This is a genomic window from Palleronia pontilimi (assembly GCF_016412875.1).
In the GTDB taxonomy this organism is placed as follows: Bacteria; Pseudomonadota; Alphaproteobacteria; order Rhodobacterales; family Rhodobacteraceae; genus Palleronia; species Palleronia pontilimi.
Genome location: NZ_JAEKPD010000002.1, coordinates 159,469 through 177,730 on the forward strand (window position 1 = coordinate 159,469; position 18,262 = coordinate 177,730).

18 protein-coding genes and 1 tRNA gene are annotated in these 18,262 nt (G+C 66.4%); 10 read left to right on the top strand and 9 right to left on the bottom strand.

All coding sequences use genetic code 11. The annotated features are described in order from the left end of the window. Window positions 1-52: 52 nt before the first annotated feature. Together uvrA and ILP92_RS03665 are read left to right on the top strand one after the other, a co-directional pair. A complete protein-coding gene (gene uvrA, locus ILP92_RS03660) occupies window positions 53-2,911 on the top strand; it encodes an excinuclease ABC subunit UvrA (protein WP_198915016.1) in 2,859 nt (952 codons plus the stop codon). Between the two features lie 60 nt (window positions 2,912-2,971). After that, a complete protein-coding gene (locus ILP92_RS03665) occupies window positions 2,972-3,355 on the top strand; it encodes a hypothetical protein (protein WP_198915017.1) in 384 nt (127 codons plus the stop codon). Between the two features lie 37 nt (window positions 3,356-3,392). Here ILP92_RS03665 and ILP92_RS03670 read toward each other — a convergent pair whose 3' ends face one another. From ILP92_RS03670 to ILP92_RS03685, 4 genes are all read right to left on the bottom strand, one after another. Further along, complete coding sequence (locus ILP92_RS03670; protein ID WP_198915018.1) at window positions 3,393-3,779, bottom strand: hypothetical protein; 387 nt, start codon at window positions 3,777-3,779, stop codon at window positions 3,393-3,395. 97 nt (window positions 3,780-3,876) lie between these two features. Further along, window positions 3,877-4,218 (bottom strand): hypothetical protein, encoded by a 342-nt coding sequence (locus ILP92_RS03675; RefSeq protein WP_198915019.1) that lies wholly within the window; start codon window positions 4,216-4,218, stop codon window positions 3,877-3,879. A 35-nt stretch (window positions 4,219-4,253) separates the two neighbouring features. Next, entirely contained in the window at window positions 4,254-5,033 is a 780-nt protein-coding gene (gene xth, locus ILP92_RS03680) for an exodeoxyribonuclease III (protein WP_198915020.1), read from the bottom strand. 43 nt (window positions 5,034-5,076) lie between these two features. Next, entirely contained in the window at window positions 5,077-5,400 is a 324-nt protein-coding gene (locus ILP92_RS03685) for a HesB/IscA family protein (protein ID WP_198915021.1), read from the bottom strand. 75 nt (window positions 5,401-5,475) lie between these two features. On the opposite strand from ILP92_RS03685, the gene ILP92_RS03690 reads away from it, so the two are divergent. Beyond that, complete coding sequence (locus ILP92_RS03690) at window positions 5,476-6,627, top strand: deoxyguanosinetriphosphate triphosphohydrolase (RefSeq protein ID WP_198915022.1); 1,152 nt, start codon at window positions 5,476-5,478, stop codon at window positions 6,625-6,627. Between the two features lie 30 nt (window positions 6,628-6,657). On the opposite strand, the gene ILP92_RS03695 is transcribed toward ILP92_RS03690, so the two are convergent. Next, window positions 6,658-8,226 (bottom strand): alpha-amylase family glycosyl hydrolase, encoded by a 1,569-nt coding sequence (locus ILP92_RS03695; protein ID WP_198915023.1) that lies wholly within the window; start codon window positions 8,224-8,226, stop codon window positions 6,658-6,660. A 134-nt stretch (window positions 8,227-8,360) separates the two neighbouring features. Here ILP92_RS03695 and ILP92_RS03700 point away from each other — a divergent pair, with 134 nt between their 5' ends. The 7 genes from ILP92_RS03700 (at window position 8,361) to ILP92_RS03730 (ending at window position 15,802) form a co-directional block, all read left to right on the top strand. After that, entirely contained in the window at window positions 8,361-10,214 is a 1,854-nt protein-coding gene (locus tag ILP92_RS03700) for a cation:proton antiporter (RefSeq protein ID WP_198915024.1), read from the top strand. A 65-nt stretch (window positions 10,215-10,279) separates the two neighbouring features. Then, on the top strand, window positions 10,280-11,998 hold the full coding sequence (gene argS, locus ILP92_RS03705) for an arginine--tRNA ligase (RefSeq protein WP_198915025.1): 1,719 nt from the start codon (window positions 10,280-10,282) through the stop codon (window positions 11,996-11,998). Between the two features lie 210 nt (window positions 11,999-12,208). After that, window positions 12,209-13,180 (top strand): SPOR domain-containing protein, encoded by a 972-nt coding sequence (locus tag ILP92_RS03710; RefSeq protein WP_198915026.1) that lies wholly within the window; start codon window positions 12,209-12,211, stop codon window positions 13,178-13,180. Beyond that, complete coding sequence (locus ILP92_RS03715) at window positions 13,177-14,172, top strand: glycoside hydrolase family 3 N-terminal domain-containing protein (RefSeq protein WP_198915027.1); 996 nt, start codon at window positions 13,177-13,179, stop codon at window positions 14,170-14,172. Before ILP92_RS03710 ends, ILP92_RS03715 begins: the two co-directional genes overlap by 4 nt. Then, window positions 14,165-14,947 carry a segregation and condensation protein A gene (locus ILP92_RS03720; RefSeq protein WP_198915028.1) on the top strand — a complete coding sequence of 261 codons (783 nt, stop codon included), beginning with the start codon at window positions 14,165-14,167 and terminating at the stop codon, window positions 14,945-14,947. Before ILP92_RS03715 ends, ILP92_RS03720 begins: the two co-directional genes overlap by 8 nt. Next, the gene (gene scpB, locus ILP92_RS03725; RefSeq protein WP_198915029.1) at window positions 14,940-15,602 is read left to right on the top strand and encodes an SMC-Scp complex subunit ScpB; all 663 of its coding nucleotides are present in this window, start codon (window positions 14,940-14,942) and stop codon (window positions 15,600-15,602) included. The genes ILP92_RS03720 and scpB overlap by 8 nt, the downstream gene beginning before the upstream one ends. Continuing rightward, window positions 15,599-15,802 carry a hypothetical protein gene (locus ILP92_RS03730; RefSeq protein WP_198915030.1) on the top strand — a complete coding sequence of 68 codons (204 nt, stop codon included), beginning with the start codon at window positions 15,599-15,601 and terminating at the stop codon, window positions 15,800-15,802. The genes scpB and ILP92_RS03730 overlap by 4 nt, the downstream gene beginning before the upstream one ends. A 64-nt stretch (window positions 15,803-15,866) precedes the next feature. On the opposite strand, the gene ILP92_RS03735 is transcribed toward ILP92_RS03730, so the two are convergent. The 4 genes from ILP92_RS03735 to ihfA form a co-directional block, all read right to left on the bottom strand. After that, a complete protein-coding gene (locus ILP92_RS03735; RefSeq protein ID WP_198915031.1) occupies window positions 15,867-16,937 on the bottom strand; it encodes a 2'-deoxycytidine 5'-triphosphate deaminase in 1,071 nt (356 codons plus the stop codon). 46 nt (window positions 16,938-16,983) lie between these two features. After that, window positions 16,984-17,060 (bottom strand) — tRNA-Pro (locus ILP92_RS03740). Window positions 17,061-17,126: 66 nt separating this feature from the next. Continuing rightward, window positions 17,127-17,885 (bottom strand): MerR family transcriptional regulator, encoded by a 759-nt coding sequence (locus ILP92_RS18390; protein WP_235971070.1) that lies wholly within the window; start codon window positions 17,883-17,885, stop codon window positions 17,127-17,129. Window positions 17,886-17,889: 4 nt separating this feature from the next. After that, the gene (ihfA, locus tag ILP92_RS03750; protein WP_198915032.1) at window positions 17,890-18,192 is read right to left on the bottom strand and encodes an integration host factor subunit alpha; all 303 of its coding nucleotides are present in this window, start codon (window positions 18,190-18,192) and stop codon (window positions 17,890-17,892) included. Window positions 18,193-18,262 lie beyond the last annotated feature (70 nt).

The following is an 18,262-nucleotide window of genomic DNA, read 5'->3' on the forward strand; positions in this document are numbered from 1 at the left end:
TGCGAAAGGCGGGACTGATCCTATGTCACAGGTTCAGGCGACGAGGGGTGTCATGGCCGAGCTTAAGAACATCGAGGTGCGCGGCGCGCGCGAGCACAATCTGAAAAACATCGACGTGGACATCCCCCGCGACCAGCTGGTCGTCATCACGGGACTGTCTGGGTCGGGGAAATCGTCGCTGGCCTTCGACACGATCTATGCCGAAGGACAGCGCCGCTATGTCGAATCGCTGTCGGCCTATGCGCGGCAGTTCCTGGACATGATGCAGAAGCCCGACGTGGACCATATCAGCGGCCTGTCGCCCGCGATTTCGATCGAGCAGAAGACCACGTCGAAGAACCCCCGCTCGACCGTGGGCACGGTGACGGAAATCTACGACTACATGCGGCTTCTCTTCGCCCGCGTCGGCACGCCCTATTCCCCCGCCACCGGTCTGCCCATCGAGGCGCAGCAGGTGCAGGACATGGTCGACCGGGTCATGGAGATGGACGAGGGCACGCGCGGCTACCTGCTGGCGCCCATCATCCGCGACCGCAAGGGCGAGTATCGCAAGGAATTTCTGGACCTGCGCAAGCAGGGCTTCCAGCGGGTGAAGGTGGACGGCGAATTCTACGAGCTGGACGAGCCGCCGACGCTGGACAAGAAGTTTCGCCACGACATCGACGTGGTCGTGGACCGCATCGTGGTGCGCGAAGGGCTCGAGACACGGCTGGCGGATTCGTTCCGCACGGCGCTGGACCTGGCCGACGGGATCGCCATCCTCGAGACCGCGCCCGGCGAAGGCGAGCCCGAGCGGCACACGTTTTCCGAGAAATTCGCCTGCCCCGTCAGTGGCTTCACCATCCCCGAGATCGAGCCGCGGCTGTTTTCCTTCAACGCCCCCTTCGGCGCCTGTCCGTCCTGCGACGGGCTGGGGGTCGAGCTGTTCTTCGACGAACGGCTGGTGGTCCCCGACCAGAACCTGAAGATCGCCGACGGTGCGCTGGCGCCCTGGCGCAAGGGCAAAAGCCCGTATTTCCTGCAGACGATCGAGGCCATCGCCAAGCACTATAAGTTCAAGCAATCGGCCAAGTGGGTGGACCTGTCCGACGAGGTGAAGGCCGTCTTCCTGTTCGGCTCGGGCGACACGCAGATCAAGTTCCGCTACGACGAAGGCGGCCGCGTCTACGAGGTCACGCGCCCCTTCGAAGGCGTCATTCCCAACATGGAGCGCCGCTACCGCGAGACGGATTCGAGCTGGATCCGCGAGGAATTTGAGCGTTACCAGAACAATCGCCCCTGCGGCACCTGCCACGGCTTCCGGCTGCGTCCCGAGGCGCTGGCCGTGAAGATCGACGGTCTGCACGTGGGCGAGGTGGTCCAGATGTCGATCCGCGAGGCTTACGAGTGGTGCGAGCGGGTGCCGGGCAGCCTGTCGAAGCAGAAGAACGAGATCGCGCGCGCCATTCTCAAGGAAATCCGCGAACGGCTGGGATTCCTGAATAACGTCGGTCTGGAATACCTGACCCTGTCGCGCAACGCGGGCACCCTGTCGGGTGGCGAGAGCCAGCGCATCCGGCTGGCGAGCCAGATCGGCTCGGGTCTGACCGGCGTGCTTTACGTGCTGGACGAGCCGTCGATCGGCCTGCACCAGCGCGACAACGACCGGTTGCTGACCACGCTGAAGAACCTGCGCGACCAGGGCAACACGGTGATCGTCGTCGAGCATGACGAGGAAGCGATCCGCGAGGCCGATTACGTCTTCGATATCGGCCCCGGTGCCGGCGTGCATGGCGGGCAGGTGGTCGCCCACGGCACCCCCGCCGAGATCATCGCGCAGCCGCAAAGCGTGACCGGCGACTACCTGGCCGGTCGGCGCGAGATCCCGGTGCCCGCCGAGCGGCGCAAGGGCAAGAAGAAGGCGGTGAAGGTCGTCAAGGCCAGCGGCAACAACCTGCGCGACGTGACGGTCGAATACCCGCTGGGCAAGTTCGTTTGCGTGACGGGCGTCAGCGGCGGCGGCAAGTCGACGCTGACCATCGAGACGCTTTTCAAGACCGCCTCCATGCGGCTGAACGGCGCCCGCCAGACGCCCGCGCCCTGCGAGACGATCAAGGGGCTCGAGCATCTGGACAAGGTCATCGACATCGACCAGCGGCCCATCGGGCGCACCCCGCGCTCGAACCCGGCCACCTATACCGGCGCTTTCACCCCGATCCGTGACTGGTTCGCGGGGCTGCCTGAGGCGAAGGCGCGCGGCTACAAGCCCGGGCGGTTCAGCTTCAACGTGAAGGGCGGGCGGTGCGAAGCGTGCCAGGGCGACGGTGTCATCAAGATCGAGATGCACTTTCTGCCCGACGTCTATGTGGAATGCGAGACCTGCAAGGGGGCGCGCTACAACCGCGAGACCTTGGAAATTCGCTTCAAGGGCAAGAGCATAGCCGACGTTCTTGATATGACGGTGGAAGACGCGCAGGACTTCTTCAAGGCGGTGCCGAGCATCCGCGAGAAGATGGACGCTCTGGTGCGCGTGGGCCTCGGCTATATCAAGGTGGGCCAGCAGGCCACGACCCTGTCAGGCGGCGAGGCGCAGCGCGTGAAGCTGTCGAAGGAACTTGCCAAGCGGTCCACGGGCCGCACGCTCTACATCCTGGACGAGCCGACCACGGGACTGCATTTCGAGGACGTGCGCAAGCTGCTGGAGGTGCTGCACGAGCTGGTGGACCAGGGCAATTCGGTCGTGGTGATCGAACATAACCTGGACGTCATCAAGACCGCCGACTGGCTGATCGATATCGGACCCGAAGGCGGCGATGGCGGCGGGATGGTCGTGGCGGTCGGCACGCCCGAAGACGTGGCCGAGAATGCGGAAAGCCATACCGGCCGCTATCTGAAGCCGATGCTCGGGCTTGGGAAGGTGGCGGCGGAGTAAGAGCCACGATCTGGTCGAAATCCATTGCTAGGCTGCGCTGGGATGCCAAGGAGAAACCCAGTGAGCCATGCAACGGGGTTGAAATTCACCCCGTTCCTTCTGCTTGCTGCGCTTGCCCCGGCGCAGGCAAGCCAGCCGATCCACGAAAGCCTTGTGGAACGTGGCGTTCTGGTCGATGCGATGATCGGCCAGCAGACGCCCATAGTGGGCTCGTCCGACTTTCTGGATATGTATGTGCATGCCGCAGAGCAGTTTCGCCTAGAGGCGACGCGGCGCAGCGACGCCGCCTATGTCGGCGAGATGTCGCGCCGGAAGCTGCACGTCTGGGAGGATCGGTGGGACGCAGGCGATTGGGACGATCCGGCAAACCGTGGTGAGCTTGTCGATTGGTGGACCTACTGCTTCAAGCTCTACGATCACGTGGGTCTGACCGGGCCACGATAGGCCCGGGCGATCTTCGTTGGATCGGTGTGCGGACGCGTCAGTTCAGGACCAGGTCCGCCAGGCGGAGGATATCCAGGATTTCGCGGCTGTCACGCTGCACGCGGTAGATCATGTCGTCGCGGCGATAGAAGCGCTCGCCATCGTTCAACCGGACGCCGTACCGCTCGTAGTCGCGCCAGCGATCGAAGTCGCGATCAAGGGTGTCACCGATCCGGTAGTCGCGTCTGACGCCCTTCTTGGCCAGGCCGGGCGGGACGCAGGCGGGCGATTTCTTGGCCAGGCCCGGCGGGCAGCCCTGCGCGGCCTGGAAGTTGCCGTGCTTGTTCCCGCCGTTGCCCTTGTGACCGTTGGACTTGTGGTTCCCGGCCAAAGCGGGGGCGGCAGCAAGCGCGAGGGCTAGGGTGGCAGTGACGATGCGGTTCATGGCGGGCCTCGATTGGGTTCGGGATTGGCTTGGACACTCTCAACGCAGATTGCGAGGCGAATGTCCCGTCACGGTGGCGCGATCGGCAGGGATTTGCCTAATCGCGGATGCGTTCGAGGATTTCGAGCGATGTGCGGTCCACCCGGTAAATGTCACGGTCGAGCTTCACGTAAACCCAGCCGTCGCGCACGGGTGGTAAGCCCAGATACGCCGTGCCCAGCAGGATGTTGAAGTCTTCGCGCGGCAGGACGCTGCCAATCTCGGGACCGCGTGGGGCAGTGCGCACGCTGACGGGCACGCTGCGCCAGGATCCCGCCTGACGGTCGATCGTCCGCTCGAAGGCAGACGTGCTGCGACACTCGACCTCGCCCACGCTTTTGAAGCACGCATGGGCCGGTGAGGAAAAGACGATTGCGATCAGGACGATGAGATGGCGCATGAGATCAAAACGCCGATTCCGCGGTGCGGTTCCGCTCAGGCGTCGAGCTCGACCCAGACGGGGACGTGATCGCTGGGCTTTTCCCGAGCGCGCACGTCCTTTTCGATCCAGCAGTCGCGCAGCAGGTCGGCGGCCTGCGGGGTCATCAGGTGGTGATCGATCCGGATGCCGTCGTTGCGGTCGAAGGCGTTGGCCTGGTAGTCCCAGAAGCTGTAATGGCCGCCGCCTTGGTGACAGGCCCGGAAGGCGTCGGTCAGGCCCAGGTGAAGGCATCGCCGGAACGCCTCGCGCGAGGGCTGCATCGCCAGCGCATCGTCACGCCAGGCGTCGGGGCGCGCGGCGTCTTCGTCCTGCGGGATCACGTTGAAGTCGCCGCAGAAGATCGCGGGCTCTTCGGTCGCCAGGACCTGCTCCATCCGGTCGTGCAGACGGTCCATCCAAGCCAGCTTGTAGTCGTATTTCGGCCCCGGGGCGGGGTTGCCGTTGGGCAGGTAGAGCCCGCAGACCCGCACGGCGCGGTCGCCCATCACCGTGGCTTCGATATAGCGGGCCTGTTCGTCGTTCTCGTCGCCGGGCAGGCCGCGCGTGATATCCTCGAGCGGCAGTTTCGACAGGATAGCGACGCCGTTGAAGCCCTTCTGGCCATGGGTCTCGACGGTGTAGCCCAGATCCTCGATCACCGCGCGCGGGAAGCCATCGTCGACCGACTTGATCTCTTGCAAGAGGGCCACGTCGGGCGCGCTGTCCGACAGCCAGTGGGTCAGGCCGTCGATCCGCGCCTTGATGCCGTTGATGTTGAAGGTGGCGATTTTCATGGCCCGGTTCTGGCCGAAAGACCGGGCCGGGGCAAGCCGGGTATCACATGGAAAACGACGTGCCGCAGCCGCAGGACGAGGTGGCGTTGGGATTTTCGATCACGAAGCGCGCGCCGATCAGCTCGTCGCTGAAATCGATCACAGCGCCCGCGAGGAAAGGCAGGGACACGCTGTCGACCAGCACCCGCTCGCCGTCCTTTTCGAGCACCAGGTCGTCATCGGCAGGGGCGTCGAGCTTGATTTCATACTGGAAACCCGAGCAGCCGCCCCCTTCGACCGCGACGCGCAGGGCCTGACCCTGCTCGGATGCGCCGATCTCGGACAGGCGGGCAAAAGCGCGATCGGTGACTTTCGGCGGAAGGTTCATGCTGTGTTCGCCCTGCATTGGTGGAGCATTGCAAATATAAGGGGCACCAAGAGCGACAACAAGATTGGCTTGGACATGCAGGCGATATTTGCGGCGGATCCCGAGCGATCTCGCGGGCGGCTTCACGCGGAAGAAGAAAGCGCGCACCGGTCGTGTTTTCAGCGCGACCGCGACCGGATCATCCACGCAAGCGCCTTTCGGCGGCTGAAACACAAGACTCAGGTCTTCATCGAGCACGAGGGCGATTATTTCCGGACGCGGCTGACCCATTCCATCGAGGTGGGGCAGGTGGCGCGGACGATCGCCGGCGTGCTCGGGCTGAACATCGCGCTGACAGAAGCCGTGGCACTGGCCCACGACCTGGGGCATCCGCCCTTTGGGCATACGGGCGAGGATGCGCTGGAACGGCTGATGGCACCCTATGGCGGGTTCGATCACAACGCGCAGGCTATCCGGATCGTGACGTCTCTGGAGCGTCATTACGCCGAATTCGACGGTCTGAACCTGACCTGGGAAACGCTGGAAGGGATCGCCAAGCACAATGGCCCTGTATCCGAACCGATCCCCTACGCGCTGGCCGATTACAACCTGCGCCACGATCTGGAACTGCACACCCATGCCAGCGCCGAGGCCCAGGTGGCCGCGCTGGCCGACGACATCGCCTATAACAACCACGATCTGCACGACGGGCTGAGGGCAGAGTTGTTTTCGACCGACGAGCTGGCCGAGCTTCCGCTGCTGCAGGGGTGTTTCGCGCGGGTGGACGCGCTTTATCCCGGTCTGAACTACTACCGCCGACGGCATGAAGCCCTGCGCCGCTTCTTCGGTCTGCTGGTCGAGGACGTGATCGCCGAAGCGCGGCAGCGCTTGGCCGCGCTCGATCCGCAAAGTGCCGCGGAGGTTCGGATGGCGGGCGCGCCGATCATCCGCTTTTCGCAGCCGGTCTGGCACGATCTGCAGGTGATCCGCGATTTCCTGTTTCACCGGATGTACCGGGCCCCCGGCGTGGTCGAGATGCGCGCCAAGGTCACGCAGGTGGTCGAGGGCCTGTTCCCGCTGTTCATGGAGCGCACCGACCTTCTGCCGAAGCAATGGCGCAAGGATGTCGAGGACGCGCGCGACGAGACCGCGCTGGCGCGGATCGTGCTGGATTACATCGCGGGCATGACAGACCGCTTCGCGATCCAGGAGCACGAACGGCTGGTGGGCGATCACCTGGAAATCTGACACCGTCGATTGGCTCTCGGGACGCCGCCGTCAGGCCGACAGGATCACCCCTTCGTTCGGCCGCAGGCTCTGAGCGCCATTTTCGCCCAGGCCATCGGGATGCGTCGACAGCAGCGGCGTGCCGGGGCAGGGCATGGGTTGATCGCGGTCGGTGAAGTTCAGAGCGACGTTCAGCGTCCGGCCTTGGTGGCTGCGGGCATAGGCCAGCGTGGCGTCGTCGGCGTGGAGCAGCGACCAGTCCCCGGCCGACAGGGCGGGTTCGCGCCGCCGCAGGTCGATCAGCGCGCGATGAAGCGTCAGCATTGAGCGCGGATCGTCGCCTTGCGCCGCGGCGGACGGGACCGAGGACAGCGGCAGCCACGGCGTGCCGGTGGTGAAGCCGCGGCCTGGACCGTCGTCCCACGGCATCGGAATGCGCACGGGATCGCGTCCCAGCCCGCTTCCGGGGTTGTTCAGCGCCCAGGGGTCCTGGATCAGGTGGTCCGGCACGGCTTCGTTGACCATCCCCAGCTCGTCGCCCTGCCAGATCGTCGGCGTGCCGCGCAAGGTCAGCAAGAGCATCGCAGCCGCGCGGGCCACATCGTGTCCCCACCGGGTGGCGACCCGGTCGCGGTCGTGGTTGCCCAGCACCCAATTGGGCCAGCCGCCGGGCGGCAGGGCGGCTTCGTAGGTCTGGATGAAGTCGGCGATCTTGCGCGGATCCCAAGCCGATTCGATGAGCTGGAAGTTGAACGGCAAGTGGAAGCCGTCCAGGTCGTCGCCGTAATAGCGCATGACCTCGTCCAGCGTGCCGTAGGCTTCGCCGACCAGCACGCGCTCGGGGAATGCGTCGGCCACGGCGCGCATTTCGGTCACGGCGTCGAAGCCCGCGGGCTGGTGCGACGACCACTTGCGCAGCAGCGACCGGGCGGGGCCCTGGCCGGGCTGCCAGTCGGGGTTCGGCGGGTTGTCGCGGCACTGGTCGTCCGGGGCCAGGTGTTCGACCGCATCGACCCGGAACCCGTCCACGCCGCGGTCGAACCAGGTCCGCATCGCGTCGTGGATCGCCGCGCGCACCTGCGGGTTGCGCCAGTTCAGCGCGGGCTGCTCGACCATGTAGATATGCAAGTAATACTGCCCGGTCGCCTCGTCCCATTCCCAGGCCGAGCCGCCGAATTCCGCGATCCAGTTGGAGGGCGGGCCGCCATCGGGGCCGGGATCGCGCCAGACATACCAGTCGCGCTTGGGCGCCGTGCGCGAGCTGCGCGCCTCGACGAACCAGGGGTGCTGGTCCGAGCTGTGCGACGGCACCAGGTCCAGCAGCAGTTTCAGACCGTGGTCCTTGGCGGCGCGGACCAAAGTTTCGAAATCCTCGAGCGTGCCGAACAGGGGCTCGACTTCGGTATAGTCGCTCACGTCGTAGCCCGCATCCTTCATGGGTGACGGGTAGATCGGCGAGATCCAGATCGCATCCACGCCGAGGGACTTCACGTGCGGCAGGCGCTGCACGATGCCCGGCAGATCCCCCACGCCGCTGCCCGACGAATCCTGGAACGACCGCGGGTAGATCTGGTAGATGATGCCGTCCTTCCACCACTCGCGGCGGGCTGGGTCTGTCATTTGGGGCTCCTTGACGTTCGGTTCGATCTAAAAGCGTGGACTTCGGGGTGCAAGCAGGCTCGCCCCCACCGTGGTTTGCGCTAAATAGGGGTCCGTATGTGCGTGTGTGCGCGGCAAAAAGGACGGACAAGCGGATGGCGACAGGAGTGGAAGGTGCGTTGAGCCCGGTGGCAGCGATCGCGCTGGTGGGCGTGCTTGGCGTCGGAAGCCAGTGGCTGGCCTGGGTGCTGCGGATGCCCGCCATCGTGCTGATGCTCGCGGCTGGCATTATCGCGGGCCCGCTTCTGGGCATCTTCGATCCCGCGCGTGACATCGGGCCGTTATACGGGCCTATGATCTCGATCGCGGTGGCGATTATCCTGTTCGAAGGCGGCCTGACCCTGAACTTCCACACGTTGCGCGATGCGGCGGAAGGGGTGAAACGGCTGGTCTTCATCGGCGCGCCGCTGGGCTGGCTGCTGAGCACGCTGGCCCTGCGTTACGGCGCGGGCACCACGTGGGAAACGGCGGCGGTCTTCGGCGGCATCATGATCGTGACCGGCCCGACGGTGATCGCGCCGCTCCTGCGCTCGGCCCGGCTGGCGCGCAGGCCCGCGGCCCTGCTGCAATGGGAAGCGATCCTGAACGATCCCATCGGAGCGCTGGCGGCCGTGCTGGCCTTCGAGGTGGTGTTGGTCCTGCGCACCGCCGAGCAGGCGGGCGAGGCCGTGTTTTCGCTGGTATCGGGCATCCTGATCGCCTGCGCGCTGGGCGTGGCGGGCGGCTATGGCATGGCGTGGGCCTATCGGCGGGCGAAGGTGCCGGAATACATGAAGGTGCCGGTCCTTTTCGCGAGTCTCTTGGCCGTCTTCGCGGTCTCGAACGAGATCCTGCACGAATCCGGCCTGCTGGCCGTGACGATTATGGGCGTCGTGATCGCGAATGCGAACCTGCCGTCCTACGAAGAGCTGCGCCGCTTCAAGGAGCACGCGACGATCCTGCTGGTGTCGGGCGTCTTCATCCTGCTGGCCGCATCGCTGGATTTCAACGCGCTGAGCCAACTGACATGGCGCGCGGGCGTGTTCGTGGTGGTGGTGCTGTCCATCGCGCGGCCGGTGACGGTGCTGGCGGCGCTGGCGACGACCAAGATCCCGTGGAAGGAACAGATCCTGGTGGCGACGACCGGCCCGCGCGGCGTGGTGCTGATCGCGGTCGCGGGCCTTTTCGGCGAGCGGCTGGTCGAGTTGGGCGTCGAAGACGGTGGCATCATCGGTCCGCTGGCCTTCATCCTGGTGGCCGCATCGGTGGTGGTGCACGGCTTCACGCTGAAGCCCTTCGCCAAGTTCCTTGGGCTCACGGCGGCCGAGACACCCGGCGTCCTTCTGGTGGGCGGATCCCGCTGGACGACGGCGCTGGCCGAGACGCTGAAAAAGGCCGAGATCCCGGTGCTCATCACCGACCCGAACCGCGGCCATCTGCGGCGCGCGCGCGAGGCGGGCATCGACACGTTCTTCGGCGATATCCTGTCGGAAGCCGCCGAGATGCGGATCGAGCTGAACGGCTACAAGATCGTCGTCGCCGCCACCGACAACGACGCCTACAACACGCTGGTCGCCACCGATCTGGGCCCGCATTTCGGGCGCGAGAACGTGTACCAGATCGCGCGCGACAAGGCAGGCTACGCGCGCCACGCGCTGCCCTCGACGCTTGGCGGACGCTCACTGGCGTCGGAGGCCACGTATAACGAGCTCAACCGCCTGATGTGGAACGACTGGGCGTTCAGCGTCACCAAGCTGACCGAGGAATATACCCGCGAGAAATGGCGCGCGGACCGCCCCGAGGCACGGCTTCTGGCGTGGATCGACACCGAAGGCGAGCCGCATTTCGTCACCGACGACGAAGAAGCGAAAGCGGGCCCGGGCGTCCGGCTGGTGTCGATGCTGCCGCCCGGCGAGACCGAGCAGGAAGGCGACGCGCCCGCCCCCGATGCCGAGGCCAGTGCCGCGTGAGCGATTGACCCGGTGGCGCGGGGTGGTATGACCGCCCGCGACAACGCGCCCTGAGGATTGATGTGATGAACCTGTTTGCGCAGATGCGCGACGATGTGCTGGACGCGCTGCGTGCCATGGTGGCGGACGGCGCCTTGCCCGAAGGCCTGGGCTTCGACAACGTGACCGTCGAGCCGCCCCGCGACGCCGCCCATGGCGACATGGCGACCAATGCCGCGATGGTCCTGGCCAAGCCTGCCGGGCTGAAGCCGCGCGACATAGCCGCCGACCTGGCCGTACGACTGGAAGGTCTTGAACGCGTCGCTTCGGCCGAGGTGGCGGGGCCCGGATTTCTGAACCTGCGGCTGGACGCATCGGTCTGGACGCAAGTGGTCGAAACCATCTTGCAGGACCAGGCCTACGGCCGCTCGGATACGGGGCAGGGCGCCCGCGTCAACGTGGAATATGTCAGCGCGAACCCGACCGGTCCCTTGCATGTGGGCCACACGCGCGGGGCCGTGTTCGGCGACGCGCTGGCCAATCTGCTGGATTTCACCGGCTGGGACGTGACGCGCGAATATTACATCAACGACGGCGGCGCGCAGGTCGATGTGCTCGCGCGCTCGGTCTATCTGCGGTATCTCGAAGCGCACGGACAGGACGTGGCCTTCGCCGACGGCACCTATCCCGGCGACTACCTGAAGAAGGTGGGCGCGGACCTGAAAGAACAGGTCGGCGACCGCTTCGTGGGCACGGGCGAAGAGGTCTGGCTGGAAAGCATCCGCGACTTCGCGACCGACGCGATGATGGATCTGATCCGCGAGGACTTGGCCAGCCTGGGCGTCGAGATGGACAATTTCTTCAGCGAGAAGTCTCTATACGGCACGGGCCGGATCGAAGCGGCGCTGCAGGCGCTGGACGACAAGGGCCTGATCTATCGTGGCACGCTCGAGCCGCCGAAGGGCAAGCTGCCCGAGGATTGGGAAGAGCGCGAGCAGACGCTGTTCCGCTCGACCGCGCATGGCGACGACGTGGACCGCCCGGTGAAGAAATCCGACGGCTCGTGGACGTATTTCGCGCCCGACATCGCCTATCACTACGACAAGATCGAGCGCGGCTTCGATGCATTGATCGACGTCTTCGGCGCCGACCATGGCGGCTACGTCAAGCGGATGAAGGCGGCCGTTTCGGCGCTGTCGGACGGCAAGGTGCCGCTCGACGTCAAGCTGTGCCAGCTGGTGAAGCTCTGGAAGAACGGCGAGCCGTTCACGATGTCCAAGCGCTCGGGCAATTTCGTCACCCTGCGCGACGTGGTGGACGAGGTGGGCGCGGATGTTACCCGCTTCACGATGCTGACCCGCAAGAACGATGCGCCCCTCGATTTCGATTTCGCCAAGGCGGTCGAGCAGTCGAAGGACAACCCGGTCTTCTACGTGCAATACGCCCATGCCCGCATCCGGTCGGTCCAGCGCAAGGCCGACGCGCTGGAAATCGCCACGGGGGTGCCGCAGCTCACCGACCCGGCAGAGGTCGACGTGGCGCGCAAGCTGGCCGAATGGCCGCGCCTGGTGGAAATCGCCGCGCGCAACCACGAGCCGCACCGCATCGCCTTCTACCTGTACGAGCTGGCCAGCAGCTTCCACGCCCTTTGGAACAGGGGCAATGACGACGCGTCGCTGCGCTTCGTGCAGGAGGATGACGTGATCGCCAGCGCGGGCAAGCTCGCGCTGCCCGCCGCCGTCGCGGCCGTGCTGACGTCTGGTCTTGGCATCCTGGGGGTCACCCCCCTGGAAGAGCTACGCTGAGCCCCTGCGCCCCGCGTGCCCTGCGCGTGACAGGCGGCGGAAAATGGCGAATGCGCGGGCTTTACAGTGGGATCGGCGCACCGGATTTGCTAGCCTCTGGCGATGGGTCGTCCGACCGAGCATCCCGCCCAACGAGGATGCCGAGACAGCCCAAGAGGCAGTTCAAGCAGACGGCACGCGGCAAGTCCCCGCGTCCGCGATGAGGCAGGCATGGCAGAAATCGACTATATGGAAGAATATGGCGGGCACAGCTCGACCGGATCGGGACTGGATGTGAGCCGCTGGGTGAACCTGTCGGGCGCACTTGTTTCGCTGGCGCTGATCGGCGGGCTGTCGGTCTGGGGCTACAAGCTGCTGGTCCGCGACGTGACGGGTGTGCCGGTGGTCCAGGCCATGGAAGGCGCGTTCCGCGTGGCCCCCGACGATCCTGGCGGCATGCGCGCGCCGCATCAGGGGCTCGCGGTCAACGAGATCGCCGCGCTTGGCGAGGCGTCGGGACCCGTGGACGAGGTGCGGCTGGCACCGCCCACGGTCGGGCTGACCGACGAAGATCGCGCGGCAGCCGTGCTGGAATTGCTGGCGGCCGAGGACAGCGAGGAAGTGCCGGTTCCGAGCATGCCGGCCATGGCCGAGCCGATCCAGCCCGAGCCGGTGGCGCTGAGCAGCGATATCGACGAGATCGAGCTCGAGAACCAGGTGCCCGATGGCGCCCTGGCCACGGATGCCGCGGTCGCCGAGGCGCTGAACATGCCCGAAGATTTCGGCGCGGAAGACGAATCCGAACGTGTGGCGCAGATCGGAGCGGTTTCGCCGCGTCCGCTCCCCAGGCCCGCCCGCGCGGCAGCGGTTGTGGCGACCCAGCCGACGGGGATTCCCGAAGCGATGCCCGTCGCCGCGGTCGCCGGTGAGGTCGACGTGGCATCGCTGGCGCAGGGCACGCGCCTGGTCCAGCTCGGCGCCTTTGCCAGCGGTGACGTGGCCCGGGCCGAGTGGGACAAGATCGCGGCGCGCTTCCCGGATTATTTCGACGGCAAGCGCCGGGTGGTGCAAAGGGCGGAGTCCGGCGGCAAGACCTTCTTCCGCCTGCGCGCCGAGGGCTTCACCGACCTGGCCGATACACGCCGCTTCTGCACCGCGCTGGTGGCCGGACAGGCCGATTGCATCCCGGTCGAGCTGCGGTGACCAGCGCCTGCATCCTGGGCTGCGCCGGAGCCACCCTGTCGCCCGACGAGGTGGCGTTTTTCCGCGACGCGCAGCCCTGGGGCTTTATCCTGTTCTCCAGGAATGTCGAAGATCCCGCGCAGGTGACCCGGCTGACCCAGGCGTTGCGGGACAGCGTCGGCCGCGAGGCGCCGATCCTCGTGGACCAGGAAGGCGGACGCGTGCAGCGGCTGGGCCCGCGCCATTGGCGCCAATTCGCGCCACCGCTCGACGATGTGACAGCGGCGCGCGATCCCGCCCGCGCGATGTGGATCCGGGGGCGCCTGATCGCGGACGAGCTGCGCGCGGTGGGCATCGACGTGGACTGTGCCCCCACCGCCGACATCGCGCGAGACGAAACCCATCCGTTCCTGCGCAATCGCTGTCTCGGGCTGGATGCGGATGCGGTCACGCGCAACGCCCGGGCCATGGCGGACGGCCTGATGGCGGGGGGCGTGCTGCCCGTGATGAAGCACCTGCCGGGCCACGGGCGAGCGGTGGCCGACAGTCACAAGCGCCTGCCGGTGGTCAAGGCATCGAAGGCCGCGCTCGAGGAAGACTTCGCCCCGTTCCGCGCGCTCAGCGACCTGCCCATGGCGATGACGGCGCATATCGTCTTCGCCGCGCTGTCGGACCGTCCGGCCACCCAGGATCCGCAGATGATCGCGCTGATCCGCGATCTGATCGGCTTCCAGGGCCTGCTGATGAGCGACGATATCTCGATGCAGGCGCTGTCCGGCGACATTTCCGAGCGCACCCGGGCGTCGATCCGGGCGGGCTGCGATCTGGTCCTGCACTGCAACGGCATCCGCGACGAGATGGTGGATTGCCTGGGCGCCTGCGGCACCCTGGACGGCACCGCGCTTCGCCGGGCCGACAAGGCGCTGGCCGCCCGGCGCGCGCCCGAGCCTGTTGACATTCCCGCCCTCGAAGCGGAGCTTTCAGCCCTTCTGGGTGGAAAGGTCCATGGCTGACATCGAACATCTGCACGGACCTGTGGGCGAGCGGCTGGCGGCCGAGGCGCTGATCGTCGACGTGGACGGGTTCGAGGGGCCGCTGGACCTTCTGCTGACCATGAGCCGGACGCAGAAGGTGGACCTGCGCCAGATCTCGGTGCTGGCACTGGCGCGGCAATACCTGGCTTTCGTCGAGAAAGCCGCCGCGCTGCGGATCGAGCTGGCGGCGGATTACCTGGTGATGGCCGCCTGGCTCGCCTTTCTGAAGTCGCGGCTGTTGTTGCCGCCAGACCCCGCCGACGATGGCCCTTCGGGCGAGGATCTGGCCGCGCACCTGGCGTTCCAGCTCGAACGCCTCGAGGCCATGCGCGAGGCCGCCGCGAAGCTGATGGCGCGCGACCAGCTGGGCCGCGATTTCTTCGCGCGCGGCATTCCCGAAAGCCTGGAGCGGGTTCGCAGGGTTAAGTATACGGCCACGCTGATGGACCTGATGCAGGGCTATGCCCGGATCCGCACCAAGGACGAATTCCGCCCCTTCGTGATGGACCGCGAACGGGTGATGACGATGGAAGAAGCGCTGGACCGGATGCGCGGCCTGATCGGCTTCGCGGGGACGTGGACCGACCTGGCGTCGTATATGCCCGAGGGCTGGTCCAGCGATCCGGTCCGCCGCCGTTCGGCCACCGCGTCGCATTTCGCGGCCTCGCTCGAGCTGGTCAAGGCGGGCAAGATCCAGATCCGGCAGGGCGACACGTTCGCCCCCATCGAGATCAGGCGTCGCGACGATGAGTGATGCGCCGCGCGAGGACCCGTCGCTTTTCGAAGCGCCCCCGCTGGCCGAGCAGGAGCGCATGGTCGAAGCGATCCTGTTCGCCAGCGCCGAGCCGGTGGGCGTGCCCGAACTGAACGCCCGGATGCCCCATGGCTGCGACGCGGTCGCGGCCCTTGAACTGCTGCGCAAACGCTACGACGGGCGCGGGGTGCAGTTGATGAAGGTGGGCGACGCGTGGGTCATGCGCACCGCCGCCGACTTGGGATACCTGATGCAGCGCGAAACGGTCGAAACCCGAAAACTCAGCCGCGCGGCGATCGAGACCTTGGCGATCGTGGCCTACCATCAGCCCTGCACCCGCGCCGAGATCGAAGAGATCCGGGGCGTCAGCGTCAGCCGTGGTACGATCGACCAGTTGCTGGAACTGGAATGGATTCGTTTCGGACGACGCCGGGCCACGCCCGGTCGCCCGGTCACGTTTGTCGTCACGCAAGGATTTCTTGACCATTTCGGGTTGGAATCGGCGCGGGATCTGCCAGGGCTGAAGGATCTGCGCGCTTCGGGGCTGCTTGAATCGCGCCCCGTGCCGGGCACGCCGTCCGAAAACGATGGCGAGGGTGAAGATCAGGTCGATATGTTCGATACGACCGACGAAGAATGCGAGGATTCGACATGAACGTGAACCGGATGATCGGGTTCTTCCTGCGCCGCGTGATGCATCACGGTATCAACGCGGGCATCGACAGTGCCTTCGGCGGCGCGAAGGATCCCAAGGACATGACGCCCGAAGAGCGTAAGAAGCATCAGGCGGCGAAGCAGAACGCGAAGCGCTCGAAACAGGCTTTGCGGATGATGCGGCGTTTCGGGCGGTTCTAGGAGCGTTCGGGCGCGACTGCTCAAAAGGGTTTGTCGACGCCCGCCCAAGACCTCACACGCAGCGCTAGACGAAATGCTTGGCCAGCTTCAGGCCCTGGCCCTGGTAGTTCGACTTGATCTCGCGCCCGTACAGGCGTTCGGGTGACTCTGCCATGCGTTCGTAGATCAGGCGTCCGACGATCTGGCCGTGTTCGAGCACGAAGGGCGCTTCGTGGCAGCGCACTTCAAGCACGCCGCGCGCGCCGTTGCCCCCCGCGGAGGCATGCCCGAAGCCCGGATCGAAGAAGCCCGCGTAATGGACGCGGAATTCGCCGACCATCGCCAGGTAGGGCGCCATTTCGGCGGCGTAATCCGGTGGGATGGTGACGGCTTCGCGGCTGACGAGGATATAGAACGCCCCGGGGTCCAGGATGATGCGGCCCTGGTCGGTATGCAGCTCCTCCCAGAATTCGCGGGCGGGATAGTGGGCGATCTTGGCCAGGTCGATGACGCCCGTATGCGGCTTGGCGCGATACCCGACCAGCGTGTCATCGCGCGGCCTGAGGTCGACCGAGAAGCCGAGGCCGTCGTCGATATGGGGCGTGCCATCGACCAACGTCTCTTCCGCGTGCAGGGCGGTTAGCTGCGCGTCGTCCAGCACCGCCTTGCCCTCGCGAAAGCGGATCTGGTTCAGCGCCATGCCGGGGCGCACGAGGACCGAGAAGGATCTGGGGCAGATCTCGGCGTAAAGGGGGCCGTGATAGCCGTCGGCCACACGATCGAATTCGGTCCCGCCATCGGTGATCGTGCGGGTCAGCAGGTCCAGCCGACCGGTCGAGCTTTTGGCGTTGGCCACGGCGCGCAGGCCCGGCGGCAGCGACAGGGACTCCATCAGCGGAACCAGGTACACGCAGCCCTTTTCCAGAACCGCTCCGCCGGTCAGGTCGATCTGGTGCATCGAGAATTCGGGCAGGCGTTCGGCCACCGTCTTGCCGTGCCCGGTCAGGAAGGAGGCGCGCACCCGATAGGCGGTGGTCCCCAGCCGCAGGTCAAGCGACGCGGGCTGGATCTGGGCGGGTGTCACGGGCGTGGCCGAGACGATGGTGCCGTCGGCAATCATCCGGGTCAGCGTCTGCGAAGGAATCACGCCGGGCATGTCGGCTCCGGTCGGTGGGTCTGCCGGGGGGGCGGCAGGATCTTGTTGGTCGGGCTAGCAGGACTCGAACCTGCGACCTTCCGTCCCCCAGACGGACGCGCTACCAGGCTGCGCCATAGCCCGACTGAGGTGCCTTCTACCGATTGGGTCGGCAGGGGCAAGAGGGAATGCGTGAAAAATCCGCGTGGCTCAACCATCCAGCCGGTCCATGGCGCGCTTCAGGGCCTGGCCGCGATCGAGCGCCTGATCGAACAGGTCGCGGTGGGCACGGACCTGCCGCGGCGTGATCCGGCTGAGCCCGGCGACCACCCGCGGACCCGCGAAGTAGATCGCGGTTTCGTCGAAAAGTGGCGGCCCGCTCAGCGGGGGGCGCTCGGATGCTTCGGCGGCGGGCGCTGCCGTGTCCGGCGCGGCTTCGGTCACCGCCTCGGCCGCGGTCTCCTGCTGGGCGTCGTCGGGAACCGGCATGTCGGCTTCGGTATGCGCCGCGTAATCGGCCGCAGCGGCTTCCGCGGCGGTCGTCTCATCCGTCTCGCTTTCCGCGGGCGTGGGTTCGGGCGCCGGGTCGTCGTCGACGAAGGGCCAGCGGCTCAGCGCGGCTTCGGGATCGGCGTCCTTCCTGGTCATCGAGACCACGTTGTCGCCCCCGGTCCCGCGCTGGTCGGGGCGTCCGTCCAAGGGCGGCGCGAGGGATGCCACATGCCGCACGCCTTCTTCGCGCAGCAGCTTCTGCACGCCGCGGATCGTCAGGCCGTCATCGTGCAGAAGCCGCTTGATCCCGCCCAGAAGCTCCATGTCGGTGGGCCGGTAATAGCGCCGTCCGCCCGCACGTTTCACGGGCTTCACCTGGCTGAAGCGCGACTCCCAGAAACGCAGGACGTGCGTCGGCACGTTCAGCCAATCTGCGACTTCGCTGATCGTTCGGAAGGCGTCGGGCGACTTCGCCATACTTTCAGGCCTTGTTGCCCGCCGCCACGCGGTCCTTCATCAGATGCGACGGACGGAATGTCAGGACGCGGCGCGGCAGGATCGGAACCTCTTCGCCGGTCTTTGGGTTGCGCCCGATGCGGGCGGCCTTGTCGCGCACCGAGAATGTGCCGAAGGACGAGATCTTGACCGTCTCGCCCGTGGCAAGCGCGTCGGACATATGGCCCAGCACGGCTTCGACCAGTTGAGCGGATTCGTTGCGCGACAGGCCCACTTCGTTGAACACGGCCTCGCTCAGATCCATCCGGGTCAGCGTCTTGTCGGCCATGTCTAAATCCCCCCTGTTCAATACGCGCGAACAATGGCCGCGAGGCAAAACAAAGTCAATAACAGCGGCT